Raw genomic sequence first — 17,376 nt, 5'->3', positions numbered from 1 at the left:
CCTAAAGGTCGTAGGCGCTCGCCTCGGTCAGCTCATCCAGGGCGTCCTGCGGAACCTCCAGCGTCGCGGCCTTCAGGGTGTCGTTCAACTGGTCCAGCGAGGTCGCGCTGACGATGGGGGCGGTCACGCCCGGGCGGCTCAGCAGCCAGGCCAATGAGACCTGCGCCGGGGTCGCCTCCAGCCGCTGGGCGACGCCGTCCAGCACCGCCAGAATGCGCACGCCGCGTTCGTTGAAGTGATCCTTCAGCGCCCCGCCCCGGCTGGCGCTCTTCAGGTCATCGGCCGACTTGTACTTCCCGCTCAGGAAGCCGCTTTCGAGACTGAAGTAGGTGATGACGCCGAGCCCCTCGGCCACCGCGTAGTCCTGCAGTTCGCCCTCGAAGGTCGAGCGGCTGTAGAGGTTGTAGTGGGGCTGCAGGGTCTCGTAGCGCGGCAGGCCCTTCTCGGCCGCGAGGGCCGCGGCCTCCTTCAGCTTCGGCACATCGTGGTTGGAGGCGCCGATGGCGCGGACCTTGCCGGACTGGATCAGCTTTTCGTAGGCGCGCAGCGTCTCCTCGGTCGGCGCGACCTTGTCCATCCAATGCGATTGATAGAGGTCGATGACGTCGGTCTGGAGCCGGCGCAGGCTGTCCTCGACGGCGGTCTCGATCCATTTGGCCGACAGGTCGTTGCGCGCATCCTCTCCGTTCTGGCCCATGGAGGAACCGACCTTGGTCAGGATCAGCACGTCGTCGCGACGGCCGCGCGCCTTCAGCCATTCGCCGATGATGGTCTCGCTCTCGCCGCCCTTATTGCCGGGGACCCAGCGCGAATAGACGTCGGCGGTGTCGATGGCGTTGAAGCCGGCGTCGACGAAGGCGTCGAGGATCTCGAACGACTTCGCCTTGTCGATGGTCCAGCCGAAGACATTGCCGCCGAAGACGAGGGGTGCGGTTTCGAGACCGCTCTTGCCGAGGGGACGTCTTTGCATGGGGGAGGCTCCGTTTCGGGGAGCTTCTGACTTATGCCCGATCAGGCGACCCGCAACCGGCGCGGTCCTGAATTGTCAGCCGAACAGCTGCAACTCCGGGGGGGCGTAATCGACGGGCTCGCCCTTGCGGCGGCGCAGGGCGTAGTCGACGGCGGTCTGGACCGCGCGTTCATCGGCGGGCTTGGACAGGACGCCGATGGTCCCGGCCACGCCGTCGCGCACCATGCCGGGATTGGCGGTCATATAGAGGACGGTGACGCCATCTTCCTGGGCAAGGGAGCGGCCGAGTTCGACACCCGTAGGGCCATCCGACAGGTGGATGTCCACCAGGGCCAGATCGACCTCCATCTCCTTGACCAGATTCCGGGCGGTGCGCGCATCGGCTGCGGTGCCGACAACCTCATGGCCGAGGTCTTCCAGGACGAAGCGGAGCTCCATGGCCACCAGGGCCTCGTCCTCAATGATCAGGATACGCGAAGTCATTCTTTCAGCTTGCTTGATCGACGCCCTGCGCCTGAACGCACGACGACCTTGCAGGTTTCACGCCGTGACACATCACACAGCCTTTTCAGCCGCCTTGCGTCTGGAGAGCGCGGTCGCGGGGAGGTCCGCCACGACGATCAAACCTTCCGGATCCCAGATTCGTTCCAATTTTCCGGCAAGCTGCCCCTCGACCGAGATGGTCGCCAGCGACGAGCCGAAGCCCGCCCGCGTCGGGGGCCCGGCGACCGGCGGTCCGCCCCGCTCGGTCCAGGTCAGGTGGAAGCGGTCTCCGGCCAGATGGGTGGTCAGCGTCACCAGACCGCGGGGCTCGGACAGGGCGCCGTACTTGGCCGCATTGGTCGCCAGCTCATGGAACAGAAGGGCCACCGAGGTCGCGGCCTGATCGTCGAACAGGGCGTCGTCGCCCTCCAGCACCACCCGCGGCGCGCCGTTGACGGCGGCATAGGGCTTGAACAGGGCTTCGAGGAAGGCGTGCAGGGTCATGCCGCCGACGGTGGGCCTCGACACCTCCGTGTGCGGCCTGACGAACTCGTGCGCCCGCGCCAGGGCCCCGATCCGGTTCCGGACGGCGGCGGCGAAGGCCTTGGCCTCCGGATATTCCCGCGCTGACAGGGCGATCAGGGCCGAGACCACGGCGAAGATGTTCTTGATCCGGTGGCTGAGCTCCTGGCTCAGCAGCTCGGTGTTGTGCTCGACCCGCTTGAGGTCGTCGATGTCCGTGCAGGTGCCGAACCAGCGCACGATCTCGCCCGCCTCATTGCGGATCGGCGTCGCCCGCCCCAGGGTCCAGCGATAGACCCCGTCGTGCCGCCTCAGCCGGTATTCGATCTCATAGAGGTCGCCCGTCGCCAGCGAATGCCGCCAGACGTCCCAGGCCCGCGGCTGGTCCTCCGGATGGAAGATGGCGTTCCAGCCCTCGCCGTCGGTCGAGCCGACCTCCACGCCGGTGAACTCGTACCAGCGGGCGTTATAGTAGTCGTGGAATCCGTCCGGCAGGGTCGACCAGACCATCTGGGGCATGGAATCGGCGATGGCGCGGAACTTCGCCTCGCTTTCGGCCAGGGCGGAAGCAACTTCGGCCAGATTGGCGTCCAGGGCCTTGCGTTCGGTGATGTCGACGGCGAGGCCGGGGAAGCGTTCCGGGGCGCCGTCGGGGCCGTAATAGACCTGGCCGCGGGCCACGACCCACCGTTCCGGCTGACCTTCGACGACCAGACGGTATTCGCTGATGAAGGGCGTGCCCTCCTGAATGGCGACCCGCATGTCCTCCATGCCCTGGCCGAAGTCGTCGTTGTGGATCGCGGCGGTGAAGACGCGGATCGGGGCGCCGGCGGCGGCGACCGCCGGTTCGACGCCGTACATGCGCGCGAACTTTTCGTCCGCCACGACCCGGTCGTTGACGATGTCCCAGTCGAAGGCGCCGACATAGTCCGAGGCGGTCATGGCCCGGTGCGTCGTCTCCTCGCTCACGCCGCGCTCGCGCAGGGCCCGGCGCAGTTCCATCTGGGTGATCACCTGCCGCGCCAGAATGGTCAGGGTCTGGGTCTGGAGGTCGGTCAGCCCCTCGGGGCGCGGCCGATAGTCGATGACGCACAGCGACCCGATCGGGAAGCCGTCGTGGGTCACCAGCGGCGCCCCCGCATAGAAACGAATGCCCAGATCGCCGGTGACCAGCGGGTTGTCGACGAAGCGCGGATCCTTCGTCGCGTCCGGCACGACCATGACCTCATGCTCGCGCATCGCATGGTCGCAGAAGGACATGTCGCGCGGGGTTTCCGTGGCCTCGAGCCCGACCCTGGCCTTGAACCACTGGACGTCGCTGTCGACCAGGCTGACCAGAGCCGTCGGCGCCTCGCAGATCCGGGCGGCCAGGGCGACGATGTCGTCGAACTCCATCTCGGGCGCCGTGTAGAGAACCCCGTAGGCGCGCAGTGCGGCGACCCGGTCTTTCTCGGTCCAGCGATCTGAGGGAGGAGGAACGGCGGTCACGGACACTCGTCAGCTTGCTCGGGCGCCCGGCCCCGTAGAGCTGAATAAATGCAAAGCCAGCGGGACCGTTGCAAGCCGACCTTCGTCAGCACTGTTGAATTTTCACGCCGAAAAGGCCTGACGCGGCCGTCAGTTGCCGGGGCGGCCGACTTCCTCGACGTCCATCGGCGTCGCGCCGGGCGCGACCACCACGCGGGCTGCCGGAGCGGGCGCCGGCTGCGGATGCTCGAAGGCGTTCATCCGGGCGTTGATGGCGGCGATCTCCTCGGCCGTCGGGGTGCGGCGCCCGCCCAGGCTGGCGATGCCGACCACCCGGGTCTGGCCGTCGATCTGCACCGTCCGCGCGGTCGTCGTGAGCGGCTTGCCGTCCGGCCCCATGACCACCTCGGGGGCGTCGGGCGTGGTCGAGGCCACGATCAGGCGCGGGCGAGCGAAGCGGGCCTCGTCGATGACCGGCTCACGCGTGGCGTAGCGCTGGTGGAAGGCGGCGGTCTCGCCGTAGATCCCCTTCCAGCGATAGAAGATGTGGGCGCCGATCTGGGTGATCTTGGCGAGCGTCGGCGACCACCAGGGGTGGACATAGTCGGCGTGATAGTGGGTCGCCGTGCCGACCTTGGTCGCGACATGGCCGGCCAGCATCCGCTGCGCCACCAGCCGCGCCCGATCCCAGGCCCAGCCGACCGGCGCCTGGGACAGGGAACCGTCGCAGGTGAAGCTGAACTGGCAGCCCGTGTTGCGCTCGGCGCCCTCGAACACCACGCCGCAGATGCTGGACGGATAGTTGGGGTCGCGGACGCGGTTGAGGATGACCTGGGCCACGGCCTCCTGGCCTTCAGTGCTCTCCAGCGCCGCCTCGTAATATATGCCCTGGGTCAGGCAGCGTTCGGCGCGCTTGCGGTCGGCCTCGGAGGCCGCGCGGAAGACGAACGGCAGGGCGGGCCGAAGCGCGCCCGAGGTCACGGGCATGGCCGCGTTCATCCGCTGGGCCTCCAGACCGTTGGCGCCCAGCTCCAGCGTCGGCTTGCCGGCGAGCGTCAGGCTTTCCCAGCCCGGCGTCAGCCCATAGAGGGCGGCCTGTCTTTCATTCGGATCGGCGCGGATCGCCTGGGCCAGTTGCGACGGGGTCATCCCCGCCGTCATCGCCGCCAGACCCTTGTCGGTCAGGTCGCCCCGGGTGGCGCGGGCCACGGCCTCGGCGGTGCGGTCCATGACCGGACGCGGCGTCGAACTGGCGGCCATGGCGACGCCGAGGGCGGCCAGAAGCGCCGGCGCGCCCGCGGCGATGCGGCGGCCCTGCATCTTCACCCTGGTCCAGTCGATGGCGATCATCGTGCTTTCGGTCGGCGGCGTCTGAAGCGGAGACGCCCGGAAGGTCGGGGCGGATGCCAGACCTTCCGGGCGATTTTCAGGCCACGGATTGACGTTCGTTCAGACTCTTACTTCGAGCCGAGCGTCGAGCGCAGCATCCAGGCGGCCTTTTCATGGGCGGCCAGACGCTGGGTCATCAGGTCGACCGAGACGTCGTCGCCGTCGTCCTCGGCGGTCTTCAGCGCCTGACGCATGGTGGCGATGACCGTGCCGTGATCCTTGATCAACTCGGCCAGCATGGCGTTGGAATCCTTCTCCGGATCACCATCGACGATCGAGGTCAGGTTGCCGAAGGTGGCGTAGCCCTGGGGCGCGAACTCGCCGAGAGCCCGGATACGTTCGGCGATGGTGTCCAGGGCTTCCCAGATCTCGCGGTACTGCTGCTCCAGAAGGCTGTGGATCGAGAAGAACTCGGCCCCCCGCACGTTCCAGTGATAGCCGTGGGTCTTCAGGTACAGGGAGTAGCTGTCGGCCAGCACCTTGGTCAGTTCGCCGACGACGTCGGTGCGTTCAGCCTTGCTCAGGCCTGTGTTGATCGCTGCGGTCATGGGGAGCTCCGGGTTCAGCCGTTCAGATATCAGAAGTTGCAGTTAGGCATTTCGAGGCCCGAATCCAACCCCGGCAAAGCTTGACGAGGCGGCTGGAAACAGGGGCAAGGTGACCGGGTCGGACGTCCGGGAACGCGAAACGCCCGATAGCGTTGCAGCAGCGTCGCGCGGGTAAGGATGTTCCGCGCGATCGGGGGGTGAATGGACGCAAGGGCGTTCCTCGGACGACTGGCGGCGACCGACGCCCTTCTGGCGCGGCTGGCCCGGTCGCGTCCGCAGCCGCTCGGTGTCAACATCCTGACTGGCCTGGCTTTCGCGGCCGTGTTCCTGGCCTTGCGTTGGGCGCTGCAGGCCTTCTATCCGGCCAATACCGGTTTCATGATCCTGTTGCCCGGGATTATCCTGGCGGCCCTCGCGGCCGGGCGGATCGCGGGTCTTTCGGCCATGGCCGCCAGCCTGATCGGCGGCTGGGTGCTGGTGGGCGCCTCGGGCGCGACACGTCTGATGGATCCGCAAGGCCAAGCCTCGACCGTCAACTTCCTGATGGTCGGAATCTTCGCGGCCCTGGTGGCGGCCTCCCTGAGAAAGACCGTCAACTCCCTGGACGACACCGTCGCGGCCCTGAAGGCGTCGGACGTCCGCATGGGCCAGACCGAGCTGGAGCTGGCCGCCATCATCGAACAGGCCTCGGCCGGCATCGCCCGGGTCAGCCTGGACGGCGTGGTGGAGACGGCCAACCGCCGCTTCGCCGAAATCCTGGGCACGACCGAGGCCAGGCTGATCGGAGCGCGGACCGGGGACGTCACCCATCCCGACGACATCGCCCCGACCAAGGCCCTGCTGGCCTCGACCCTGGTCGGCGGGGCGGGCCAGATCGAGAAGCGCTACTTCCGCGACGACGGGTCGATCGTCTGGGCCCTGACCAGCCTGCAACGGCTGCTGGGTCCGGACGGCAAGCCCCAGGGCTTCATCGCCGTCATCGTCGACATCTCCGAAGCCAAACAGACCGAGGCCGCCCTGCGCGAGAGCGAGGAGCGGTTCCGCCTGATGGCCGACACCGCCCCCTCCCCGGTCTGGCTGACCAATGCCGAGGGCGAGGTGGAGTTTGTCAACGCGGCCCTGGCGGCCTTCTACGGCGGCCCCGCCAAGGCGGTTCACGGCCACGTCTGGCGCGATTCCATGCATCCGGACGATCTGGCGGAGGTCGCGGCAATCCAGGCCGAGGCCCGGCCGCTGCGCAAACCCTATGGTTTCGAGGCCCGCTTCCGTCGGCACGACGGCGAATGGCGCTGGATGCGGATTTCGGTCAATCCGCGCTTCGACGGGCAGGACCGCTTCCAGGGCTATGTCGGGATGTCGTTCGACCTCACGGAGACGCGTCAGGCCATCGAGGCCATGGCGCGTCAGGCCCAGCGCCAGCGCTTCGTCCTGACCCTCAGCGACACCCTGCGCGAGCTGACCGACACCGATGACGTCATGTCCGTGATCAACCGCGCGCTCGGCGAGCGGCTGGGCGTCAACCGCGTCGGCTTCGGCGAGCTGGACGCCGAGGCGGGCGTCTGGCGCCTGGCCAGGGACTGGACCTCCGGCGTGGCCTCCAACCAGGGCGAACTGCCGGTCTCGGACTTCGGCGACGCGGTCCGGGACGAGCTGTCCGACGGCGGTCTGGTCGCGGTCGACGACGTCGCGGCCGATCCCCGCACAGCGCCCGACCTCGCCGCCCACATCGGGATCGAGGCCCTGGCCTTTGTCGCCGTCCCCCTGATGCGCGGCGGCCGCCTGCGCGCCTTCCTCAATGCGGCTTCGGCCCACCCCAGGGTCTGGACCGCCGACGAACTGGGCCTGATCGAGGAGGTCGCCGAGCGCGCCTGGGTCGAGGTCGAGCGCACCCGCGCCCAGGCCGAGGTCGTCGAGAGCGAGGCCCGCTTCCGCGCCATCGCCGACACCGCCCCGGTGCTGATCTGGGTGACCCAGCAGGACCGCCAGCGCGCCTTCGTCAACCAGGCCTATGTCGCCTATATGGGCGGCGACTATGAAAGCGTCCGCACCGCTGACTGGCGCAGCTTCATCCACCCGGACGATCAGGACCATCTGGTTCGCGAATCCCTGGCCGGAGAGGCTACGGGCCAGCCCTTCTCCCTGGAGGCCCGCTACCGGCATCATTCCGGCGAGTACCGCTGGCTGAAATCCTTCTCGCGCCCGCGCCTGGGTCCGGGAGGTCAGGTGCTGGGCTTCGTCGGCGTGGCCTTCGACGTCACCGACGCGCGCGAGGCCCAGGCGCTGCTGGCCGAATCCGAGGCCCGCTTCCGCACCGTCGCCGACAGTGCGCCCGCCCTGATCTGGATGACCGACGAACGTCCGGGGATCGTCTTCACCAACAGGCGCTACAAGACCTTCTTCAACGTCGACGCCGAACAGATCCAGGACGACCGCTGGATGGGCTTCATCCATCCCGACGACCTGAAGATCTTCTCCCTGACCTTCCTCAGGGCCTTCAAGGCGAGGGACAAGTTCGAGGCCGTGATGCGTGTCCAGCATCCGACCTTCGGTCAGCGCTGGCTGCGGTCCGAAGGCGTGCCGCGGTTCGACGCGACCGGCGCCTTCCAGGGCTATGTCGGCGCCAGCCTGGACATCACCGACGCCAAACGCGCCGAGGAAGACCTCAAGCGCATCAACGAGCTGCTGGAAGAGCGCGTCGGCGAGGCGCTGGCGGAAAAGGCCAAGGCCGAGGCCGACCTGATGCACGCGCAGCGGATGGAGGCGGTCGGCCGCCTGACCGGCGGGGTGGCCCACGACTTCAACAACCTGCTGACCGTGGTCATCGGGGCGCTGGACATGATCCTGAAGTCGCCGGACAACGCCGCGCGCCGCAAGAAGCTGGGCGAGGCCGCCCTGGCCGCCGCCCGCCGCGGCGAGGGCCTGACCCACCAGTTGCTGGCCTTCTCGCGCCGTCAGGCCCTGCGGCCCGAGCCGGTCGATCTCAACGCCCTGATCCAGGAGAGCGAGCCCCTGCTGCGCCGCGCGGTCGGAGAGGCGGTCGAGTACCGGATGAAGCTGAAGCGCGGCGGGGCGCGGGTCAGCGTCGACCCGGCCCAGTTCGAGGCCGCGCTGCTCAATCTGATGGTCAACGCCCGGGACGCCATCGGCTCGAAGAGCAAGGGCCGGATCACGGTCCAGACGACGGCGACTTCGGTCAAGGCCGGCGACGTCGCCGAACTGGCGGCGGGTCAGTATGTCTGCGTCTCCGTCTCGGACAACGGGGCGGGCATGGACGCCGCAACCATGACCCGGGTGTTCGAGCCCTTCTTCACCACCAAGGCGGTCGGCAAGGGGACCGGCCTGGGCCTCAGCCAGGTCTATGGCTTCGCGCGCCAGAGCGGCGGCGGCGTCCACATCGCCTCGACCGTCGGCCGGGGCACGGAGATCAAGCTCTATCTGCCGCCCCTGGACGCCTCCGAGACCGTCGCCGCGCCCGAGGATCATGACGAGATCGACGCCATCCCCTCGGGCCGCCGCCTGCTGCTGGTCGAGGATGACGTCGGGGTCGCCGCCATCGCCATGGAACTGCTGACGGGCCTGGGCCTGGACGTCGAGGCGGCCGAGACGGGCCCCGAGGCGCTCGAGCGTCTGGCCGCCCGGTCCTTTGACGTCATGCTGACCGACATCGTCATGCCCGGCGGTATGACCGGCATCGAGCTGGCCCGCGCCTGTGCCGACAGATATCCGGCGATGCGCATCCTTCTGACTTCGGGTTATGCTGGCGACGACGTCGACGAGGCGCTCAGCGACGCCCCCTGGCCCTTCCTGAGAAAGCCCTATTCCGGCGACCAGCTGCGTCAGGCCCTGGGCGAGCTCCTGCCACTGACCTGATCAGGAACGGCGTGAGCCGCAAACGAAAACGCCGGCGAGGATCCCTCGCCGGCGTCGTGGTCTTCAATGAAGAGAGCCCTTAGCGCTGACGCGCCTTGCGGGCGGCGTAGCGGGCGTCCCGCGCGGCCTTCTGCTCTTCCTTGGAAAGCTGCTTGCGCTCCTTGCGGGCGGCGCGCTTCTCGGCGTCGATGGCCTCCTGGCTGGCCATTTCCTCGGCCAGACGGGCGGCTTCCTTCTCGGCCTTCTCGCGACGCACCTCGGCCTTGGCGAGCTCGTGCTGCTGACGCAGGGCCTCCTTCTCGGCGGCGCGCTTTTCAGCCAGCTTTTCGAACTCGGGGTCGGGGGCGGCGGCCTTGGGCTTGAACTTGGCGAGCAGCGCCTTCTTGGCGTCCTGCTGGGCGGAGATACGGTCGTTGAAGCCGGTTTGTTTCAGATCTCGCATGCGTAGGGTCGGTTGTCCTTCAGACGGGTTCAGGTCACGCGGCGTCGCCGGGTGACAGCGTCGCGTCTCTTAGGGAGGGGCTCCGCCGAAACTAAGGCGAGCCGAGGCGGGTGGGACAAAGCGGAATCCGAGCCGAAAAGCAAGGTTCGCCGTTGTGCCAAAACGCAGATGACGCCGATCCGTCGCGGATGGCGCCCCTGCGACAACAGCCGATATAGGGACGCGACCGCAAAAATCCAGCCCGCCCCACCTCGGCGGGCCCAGCTCGACGGGCCCAGCTCGACGACTTGCGATCAGTGCGGCTTCTGGGCCTGGCCGATCGCGGTCCCGGCCGCGCCGCCGACGGCGGCCCCGACCGGTCCGGCGACCACGGCCCCGGCGACGGCGCCGGTCGCGGCCTTTTGTTCGATGGTGTGACCGCAGGCGCAAAGGGCCAGGGCGGAGGCGGTCAGGACGGCGGCGGTCAGGATGCGGGTCATGCGTAAGCTCCGGAATGGTCACGCTTAACGCCCGCTTAACGGACGCGGTTCCGTGATTCAGGCCGGAAAGTTGTCCACACTTTCAACGCCTCGCTGAAGACAACAGAATTCGCGACGTTCAGTTTATGTCACAAACGGATCATCATCGCTCAGTTGATTAGTGAAGACGCAATACAGTAACCATCATCCAGACTGAAACGGATATATGGTAAAATCGCACACGCGACGCGCGAATGCCTCTGAGCCGCGCCAAATTGCTGCACCGCACCCCTCGCTTGCGAATCAAACACATTGACGCCATAAATGGATGGCTTAAGGCCCGACCTCGACGACCGGCCGTTCGCTGATCGTCGATTTCCGCAGTCGACGCGATGACCCCGAAGAGGGCCGCTTCGGTTTGCGAAGACGACCCCGGGGGCTGCGTTTCTCGCCCTGCTGAACAGGACTACGCCTTTGTTCCATTCCGCGCAGACGCGTGCGAACACGCCTGCCGATCACGTGGCCCGCATCCGGCCCGCGACGGCGGCCGCGATGTTCGGTGGGCTGGTCGGACTGGCCATCGGTTGCGCCTATATGGGCGGCACGGTGGCCAAGGCGACGACCCTGCGCGCGCAGGCGGAACGGCTGGAAGGCGCCACGGCGGCGGGCTTCACCGAAGAGGCCCTGTCGGCGGCCGCCGGCGGGCTGGACGAAAGCGCCCTGGCCATCGCCCGGCGCCACGACCCTTATACGGTCGCCGGCGGCGCCCAGCGTGACCGTCAGGCCGAGTTGATGACCGCTCGCCTTGAACAGCTGCGTGGCGAACCCGCCGACAAGGCCCTGCGCCGCATCAGCCTGGCCAGCGACCCTGCTCGTCCGTTCCGCATGGGCAACGCCCTGGACGCCTCTCGCGATCTCGAATGCCTGACCCAGGCCGCCTACTACGAAGCACGCGGCGAAGGCCGCGACGGCATGCAGGCGGTGGCCCAGGTGGTCCTGAACCGCGTCCGCCACCCCGCCTTCCCCAAGAGCGTCTGCGGCGTGGTCTTCCAGGGCGCCGGCCTGCGCTCGGGCTGCCAGTTCAGCTTCACCTGCGACGGTTCGATGCGCGCCCGCGTCAACCCGATCGCCTGGAACCGCGCCCGCGACGTGGCGTCCAAGGCCCTGTCCGGCGCCGTCTACGCCCAGGTCGGGACCGCGACCCATTTCCACACCACAGGCGTCTCGCCCGGCTGGCGCGGCGCCCTGATTCAGGTCAGCCAGGTCGGCCACCACCTGTTCTATCGTTTCGGCGGCCGTTCGGGCTCCAACGCCGCCTTCAGCTACGCCGCCCGTCCCTCGGATGAGCGTCCGCAGTTGATCCAGGCCGGTCTCGACCCGACCGTCCCGGTGCGTCAGGCCGGTCAGGCTGTAGCCTACACCATGGTCCTTGCCCAGGAAGCCATCACGCGCGGCGAGACTCCGCACGCCCCGGAAGCCCGCCCCACAGCCCCGGCGGCCGCGGCTTCTTCTCCCGCGCCGGCCCCGGCCGCCACGCCCGCACCGCGCATTACGCCGGCCGAACGTCCCGCGTCGCCGGCGACCACGGCCGCGTCCGCCTCGGTCGCCACGCCGCAAGCCTGATAGAGGTCTAGCGTTCCTGCACCCGCCAGTGGGTGGTCAGGTTCTGCTTCAGATTGCCGTAACGGCCCTGTTCGCCGAGGTTGACGTCGGCGTCACCCGGCTGGCCCGACTGTGCGCCGGTCAGGACATCGCGTCGGTCCGACGACATCTTCAGTTCGTCTGCGGGCAGATTGCCGGCGGCGGCGAAGCTGCGTTGCTCCTTGGGGATTTTCAGCGGCTTGCTCATGAAGACCTCCTTGATCTCTCAGGGAGTTAAACCCCCGGGACTCGAGGCTGTTCCGGAACGCCGCTTTTCGGGATCAGGGCAAACCCTCAGATCGCGTCCAGACCGACGTCCAGCGCCGCCGCCGAATGGGTCAGGGCGCCGACCGAAATCACATCCACCCCGGTCTCGGCGATGGCCCGGACGGTCGTCAGATTGACCCCGCCCGAGGCTTCCAGCGTGACCCGACCACCGGTGCGCGCCACGGCGGTCCTCAGGTCGTCGAGGCTGAAGTTGTCGAGCATGACCACGTCCGGCCCGACGCCTTGATCGATCAGCGAAAGCGCCTCGTCCAGTTGCGCCAGACCGTCGACCTCCAGCTCAATCTTCATCAGGTGTCCCGCCATCTCACGGGCGCGGCGCACGGCAGGCTCCACACCGCCGCAGACGGCGACGTGGTTGTCCTTGATCAGGATGGCGTCATCCAGACCAAAGCGGTGATTGATCCCGCCGCCGCAGACGACGGCGTGTTTCTCCAGCGCCCTCAGGCCCGGGGTGGTCTTGCGCGTATCCGCGATGCGGGCGCCCGTGCCTTCGACCGCCCGCACATAGTCACGGGTCAGGGTGGCGACCCCGCACAACCGGCCCAGCAGGTTCAGCGCCGTGCGCTCGGCCGACAGCAAGGCCCGGGCGTCGCCCTCGATTTCGGCCAATACCGCGCCCGCTACGAAGGCCTCGCCGTCGCGTACCCGGATCCCGACCGAAGCCTTCGGGTCCATGGCCAGCACCGCCAACCGCACGCAGTCGATGCCCGCCAGCACGCCCGGCTTCCGCGCCCCGACCACGGCCCGCATCCGGGCGCCGTCGGGAATACAGGCCTGGGCCGTCACGTCGCCCGCCCGGCCCAGATCCTCGGCCAGGGTCGCGCGCACGATCGCATCGATCATGATGTCCGGCAGTTGTCGCATGAGCCTATTCCGCCGCCATCATGACCACGCCCGCGGGCGTCAGCCGCACCCGGGTGTGTTCGGCCTTGTCCCGTGTCAGCGGATAATCCGAACGGAAATGCCCGCCCCGGCTCTCATGCCGCGCCAGCGCCGCCTCGGCGATTAGCCGCGCCGTGACCAGAGGCAGGGCCTCGCCCTGTTCGTCCTCCAGCCGCCCGATCAGCCCCAGCAGACGGGTCAGGCCGCCTGCGTCGCGGATCACGCCCGCATCCCGGCTCAGTCCCTGACGCAGCTCAAGCAGGGCCTCGGGCGTCATGTGACTGACCGGCCCGACCGTCGTCACAGGCTCGCCGCCCGTAGCGGCTTCAGCCGCCGCCGACCGGCCGGTGCGGCGCCCGAAGGCTGCCGCTTCCAGCAGGGAGTTGGAGGCCAGACGGTTGGCGCCGTGCACCCCCGTCGCCGCGCACTCCCCGACCGCGAACAGGCCCGGCAAAGTCGTGCGCCCGTCCGGATCGGCGGTGATCCCGCCCATATAGTAGTGGGCCGCCGGGGCCACCGGGACGGGAGTGATGCGCGGGTCCAGCCCCGCCGCCATGCACGACGCGAAGACCGCCGGAAACTCCTTCGGGAAATGCTCACCGATGGCCTTCGTGGCGTCGAGGAACGCGCCGTGCCCCTCGGCCCGCGCCCGGTGCACCGCCCGCGCCACCACGTCGCGTGGGGCCAGATCGGCGTCGTCCGCCGGACCCAGGATGAAGACGCCATCCCTGTCGATCAGCCGCGCCCCCTCGCCGCGCAGGGCCTCGGTGGCCAGGGGCATGGGATCGAGGCCGACGTCGATGGCCGTCGGATGGAACTGCATGAACTCCGGGTCGAGCACCTCGGCGCCGGCCTTGTAGGCCAGGGCCAACCCCTCTCCGAGCAGGGCCGCGGGCGTCGTCGTCGCGCCATACAGGCCGCCCGCCCCGCCGGTCGCCAGCACCACGGCCGACGCCAGAACCTCGACCATTTCGGCGCCGTGCCGCTCGATCAGGGCCCCGACCACCCGGCCGGTCTCGTCCTGCAACAGGCCGCGCAGACGCCCGTCTTCCCAGACCGTGACATGCTCCGCCGCTCGCACGGCGGCCACCAGCGCCGACAGGATCGCCCTGCCCGCGCCGTCGCCGCCGACCCGGGCCACCCGGGCCATCGAATGGGCCGCCTCGCGCGAGACGGCGAAGCCGCCGTCGGCCTCGCGGTCGAACGGCGCGCCCAGAGACGCCAGCCATTCGACCGTCGCGCGGCCGTCATCTGTCAGGACCTCGGCCGCATGGTGATTGACCAGACCTGCGCCCGCCGCCTCGGTGTCCTTCAGGTGCAGGGCCGGGGCGTCCTTCGCCGACAGGGCCGCCGCGACGCCCCCTTGCGCCCAGGCGCTCGAGGCGGACTGGAGCAGGGGCGCGGGCGAGACCACCAGCACCTTGGCCGGCGCGGCTTCCAGCGCCGCCGACAGGCCGGCCAGACCGCCGCCGATGATCAGCGGGCCGTCGTGCCGGAGGCGCTCTCTCGCGCCGACCCCACTCGAAATGATCCGGGCCACCTCAGATCAGCTCCACCGCGACGTGGTGTTTGGCCTTCACAAGGTCATAGCGCGCCGGGATCGGCGGCGGCGGCAGGTCGATCATCCGCTGCACGGCGAGCGCGGCCTTCTCGATCATCTCCGGCTCGACGGTCACCTCGAACTTCATGTCGCGCAGGCAGTCGCGGATGTTCTCCAGGGTGATGCGCTTCATGTAGGGGCACATGTTGCACGGGCCGATGAAGTTCACCTCGGGCACGTCGCCCTTGATGTTCGACGCCATCGAGCATTCGGTGATCAGCACCACCTGCCTGGGCTTCTTCGCCATCACATAGTCGGTCATCGCTGCGGTCGATCCGGCGAAGTCGGCGGCCGACAGGACGTCCTCGGGGCATTCGGGGTGGGCGAGGATTTCGGCGCCCGGATAGGCCGCGCGCATCTCGGCGATGTCGGCCCCGGTGAAGCGCTCATGCACGATGCAGCGGCCCTTCCAGGCGATGATGCCGACATTGGTCTGGGCCGCGACGTTGCGCGCCAGGAACTCGTCGGGGATCAGGATGACCTTGTCGACGCCCCATTCCCTGGCCGCCCACTCCACCACCTGCACGGCGTTGGCCGAGGTGCAGCAGATGTCGGTCTCGGCCTTCACATCGGCGGTCGTATTGACATAGGTGACCACCGGCAGGCCGGGGTAGCGCTGCTTGATCAGCCGAACATCCTCGCCCGTGATGGCCTCGGCCAGCGAACAGCCGGCCTTCAGGTCCGGGATCAGGACGGTCTTGTCCGGCGACAGGATCTTCGAGGTCTCGGCCATGAAGTGGACGCCGGCCTGGACGATCACCTTCGCGTTCGACCGCGCGGCCTCCTTGGCCAGACCCAGGCTGTCGCCGACATAGTCGCCGACGCCGTGGAAGATCTCGGGCGTCATGTAGTTGTGGGCCAGGATGACGGCGTCGCGCTCCTTCTTCAGACGGTTGATCTCGACGATCAGCTCCGCCTGGGCCGGCCATTCGATCGGGGTGACGTGGTCCTTGACCTTCTCCCAGACCGGGGCCGTCTCGCGCGCCGTGCGCTCCGAAAGACCGAACATTCCATCCGCCATCGCGGGTCCTCCTGATGGGCGTTCTCGATCGCCCCGACTTATGCTCAACTTGAACATATGTGCATTCAATGTAGGCCGATCTTCGTGGGGCGCAAGCGTAAATGCGCCGGATCGCGACGGGTTTTCCTTCACGCCGAAAAAGCAAAACTCTCTGCCTCAGGGGCAAACGCTCGCTCGCACACGACCGTAAAAGCGGCGCATTAATGCTCGACCCCGCATCGACGGCAGCCTAGACGACAGCTTCCTTTCTCACCTCGCTGATTTTCCGAGACGTTCGTGCAAGACACCATCCGCCGCATCCTGACCGCCCGGGTCTATGACGTGGCCGAAGAAACCGCCCTCGACGCCCTGACCCGGCTGTCGCGGCGCCTCGACCGCCCGGTCTTCCTGAAGCGCGAGGACCTGCAGCCGGTCTTCTCGTTCAAGATCCGCGGCGCCTACAACCGTATCGCCAATCTGTCGGAGGCCGAGCTGTCGCGCGGCGTCATCTGCGCCTCGGCCGGCAACCACGCGCAAGGTGTGGCCCTGGCCGCCGCCACGCGAGGCGCCAAGTCGACCATCGTCATGCCGGTGACCACCCCGGGCATCAAGGTCGCGGCCGTGCGTGCGCGCGGCGGCGAGGTGGTGCTGCACGGCGACGGCTTCGACGACGCCTATGCCCATGCCCGCGAGATCGAGGCGAAGACCGGCGCCACCTTCGTCCACCCCTTCGACGATCCCGACGTCATCGCAGGACAGGGCACGGTCGGGCTGGAGATCCTGCGCCAGCATCCCGACACGATCGACGCCGTCTTCGTCCCCATCGGCGGCGGCGGCCTGGCGGCCGGGGTCGCGGCCATCGTCCGCTTCCTGCGGCCGGAAACGAAGATCATCGGGGTCGAGCCGGTCGACGCCCCGACCATGCATGCATCGATCAGCGCAGGTCACGTCGTGACGCTGGATCAGGTCGGGCTGTTCGCCGACGGGGTGGCGGTGCGTCGCGCCGGGGACCTGACGTTCGAACTGTGCAAGGACCTGCTGGACGACATCGTCCTCGTCGACACCGACGCCATCTGCGCGGCGGTGAAGGACATCTTTGACGACGTCCGCGCCGTCGCCGAGCCGGCAGGCGCCCTGGCGCTGGCGGGCCTCAAGGTCTGGGCCGCCGCCAATCCCGGATCGGGCGCCCTCGTGGCCATCAACTCGGGCGCCAATCTCAATTTCGACCGGCTGCGTCACGTCGCCGAACGGGCCGAGATCGGCGAGGGCGCCGAAGCCCTGCTGGCCGTCGCCCTGCCCGACGACCGCGACGCCTATCGCCGCTTCCTCGGCTCGCTGGACGGCCGCTCGGTGACCGAGTTCAACTACCGTTGGAGCAATACCGGCGCGGCCCACTTCTTCGTCGGTGTCGGGCTGAAGGACGGCGCGGCCGAGAAGGACGCCCTGATCGCGGCCCTGCGCGCTGACGGCTATTCGGTCGAGGACATGAGCGAGAACGAGACCGCCAAGCTGCACGTCCGCTATATGGTCGGCGGCCGCGCCACAGGTCTGGGCGACGAACGCATCCTGCGCTTCCAATTCCCCGAACGCCCCGGCGCCTTCCTGCGCTTCCTCAACAGCCTGCAGCCCGCCTGGGCCCTGACCCTGTTCCACTACCGCAACCACGGCGACGACGTCGGCCGGGTTCTGGCGGGCGTCTCGGTCCAGCCGGGCGAGCGCGAGGCCCTGGTCGCGGCGCTCGACGGATTGGGTTATCCCTACGTCGACGAGACCGACAACCCGGCCAGTCGTCTGTTCCTCGACGGAGTGTGACCTG

14 protein-coding genes are annotated in these 17,376 nt (G+C 68.5%); 3 read left to right on the top strand and 11 right to left on the bottom strand.

Going from position 1 to position 17,376, the window contains the following annotated elements; translation table 11 throughout:
• Window position 1: 1 nt before the first annotated feature.
• The 5 genes from ACW172_RS11775 to ACW172_RS11755 all read right to left on the bottom strand — a co-directional run bounded on the left by ACW172_RS11775 (window position 2) and on the right by ACW172_RS11755 (window position 5,379).
• On the bottom strand, window positions 2-970 hold the full coding sequence (locus tag ACW172_RS11775) for an aldo/keto reductase (RefSeq protein WP_492031629.1): 969 nt from the start codon (window positions 968-970) through the stop codon (window positions 2-4).
• Window positions 971-1,045: 75 nt separating this feature from the next.
• Complete coding sequence (locus ACW172_RS11770; protein WP_492031628.1) at window positions 1,046-1,453, bottom strand: response regulator; 408 nt, start codon at window positions 1,451-1,453, stop codon at window positions 1,046-1,048.
• A 72-nt stretch (window positions 1,454-1,525) separates the two neighbouring features.
• Entirely contained in the window at window positions 1,526-3,463 is a 1,938-nt protein-coding gene (locus tag ACW172_RS11765) for a PAS domain-containing protein (RefSeq protein WP_492031627.1), read from the bottom strand.
• A gap of 129 nt (window positions 3,464-3,592) precedes the next feature.
• On the bottom strand, window positions 3,593-4,792 hold the full coding sequence (locus ACW172_RS11760) for a cell wall hydrolase (protein WP_492031626.1): 1,200 nt from the start codon (window positions 4,790-4,792) through the stop codon (window positions 3,593-3,595).
• Window positions 4,793-4,899: 107 nt separating this feature from the next.
• On the bottom strand, window positions 4,900-5,379 hold the full coding sequence (locus ACW172_RS11755) for a Dps family protein (protein WP_492031625.1): 480 nt from the start codon (window positions 5,377-5,379) through the stop codon (window positions 4,900-4,902).
• Window positions 5,380-5,580: 201 nt separating this feature from the next.
• On the opposite strand from ACW172_RS11755, the gene ACW172_RS11750 reads away from it, so the two are divergent.
• Window positions 5,581-9,249 (top strand): PAS domain S-box protein, encoded by a 3,669-nt coding sequence (locus ACW172_RS11750; RefSeq protein ID WP_492031624.1) that lies wholly within the window; start codon window positions 5,581-5,583, stop codon window positions 9,247-9,249.
• A 79-nt stretch (window positions 9,250-9,328) separates the two neighbouring features.
• On the opposite strand, the gene ACW172_RS11745 is transcribed toward ACW172_RS11750, so the two are convergent.
• Window positions 9,329-9,691 carry a DUF6481 family protein gene (locus tag ACW172_RS11745; RefSeq protein ID WP_492031623.1) on the bottom strand — a complete coding sequence of 121 codons (363 nt, stop codon included), beginning with the start codon at window positions 9,689-9,691 and terminating at the stop codon, window positions 9,329-9,331.
• Window positions 9,692-9,984: 293 nt separating this feature from the next.
• Complete coding sequence (locus ACW172_RS11740) at window positions 9,985-10,170, bottom strand: hypothetical protein (RefSeq protein WP_492031622.1); 186 nt, start codon at window positions 10,168-10,170, stop codon at window positions 9,985-9,987.
• 453 nt (window positions 10,171-10,623) lie between these two features.
• Here ACW172_RS11740 and ACW172_RS11735 point away from each other — a divergent pair, with 453 nt between their 5' ends.
• On the top strand, window positions 10,624-11,772 hold the full coding sequence (locus ACW172_RS11735) for a cell wall hydrolase (RefSeq protein WP_492031621.1): 1,149 nt from the start codon (window positions 10,624-10,626) through the stop codon (window positions 11,770-11,772).
• A gap of 7 nt (window positions 11,773-11,779) precedes the next feature.
• On the opposite strand, the gene ACW172_RS11730 is transcribed toward ACW172_RS11735, so the two are convergent.
• The 4 genes from ACW172_RS11730 to nadA all read right to left on the bottom strand — a co-directional run bounded on the left by ACW172_RS11730 (window position 11,780) and on the right by nadA (window position 15,581).
• On the bottom strand, window positions 11,780-11,998 hold the full coding sequence (locus ACW172_RS11730) for a hypothetical protein (RefSeq protein ID WP_492031620.1): 219 nt from the start codon (window positions 11,996-11,998) through the stop codon (window positions 11,780-11,782).
• A gap of 86 nt (window positions 11,999-12,084) precedes the next feature.
• The gene (gene nadC / locus ACW172_RS11725; protein ID WP_492031619.1) at window positions 12,085-12,942 is read right to left on the bottom strand and encodes a carboxylating nicotinate-nucleotide diphosphorylase; all 858 of its coding nucleotides are present in this window, start codon (window positions 12,940-12,942) and stop codon (window positions 12,085-12,087) included.
• Between the two features lie 4 nt (window positions 12,943-12,946).
• Window positions 12,947-14,500: an L-aspartate oxidase gene (locus tag ACW172_RS11720; protein WP_492031618.1), complete on the bottom strand. Its 1,554-nt coding sequence runs from the start codon at window positions 14,498-14,500 to the stop codon at window positions 12,947-12,949.
• A gap of 1 nt (window position 14,501) precedes the next feature.
• Window positions 14,502-15,581: a quinolinate synthase NadA gene (gene nadA, locus ACW172_RS11715; RefSeq protein ID WP_492031617.1), complete on the bottom strand. Its 1,080-nt coding sequence runs from the start codon at window positions 15,579-15,581 to the stop codon at window positions 14,502-14,504.
• A 276-nt stretch (window positions 15,582-15,857) separates the two neighbouring features.
• Here nadA and ilvA point away from each other — a divergent pair, with 276 nt between their 5' ends.
• A complete protein-coding gene (gene ilvA / locus ACW172_RS11710; RefSeq protein WP_492031616.1) occupies window positions 15,858-17,372 on the top strand; it encodes a threonine ammonia-lyase, biosynthetic in 1,515 nt (504 codons plus the stop codon).
• The last annotated feature ends 4 nt before the right edge of the window (window positions 17,373-17,376 follow it).

The sequence above is a fragment of the Brevundimonas sp. ALps5 genome, from assembly GCF_058681645.1.
The sequence above is the reverse complement of the archived record's forward strand: the minus strand, read 5'-3'. Positions and strand labels throughout refer to the sequence as shown.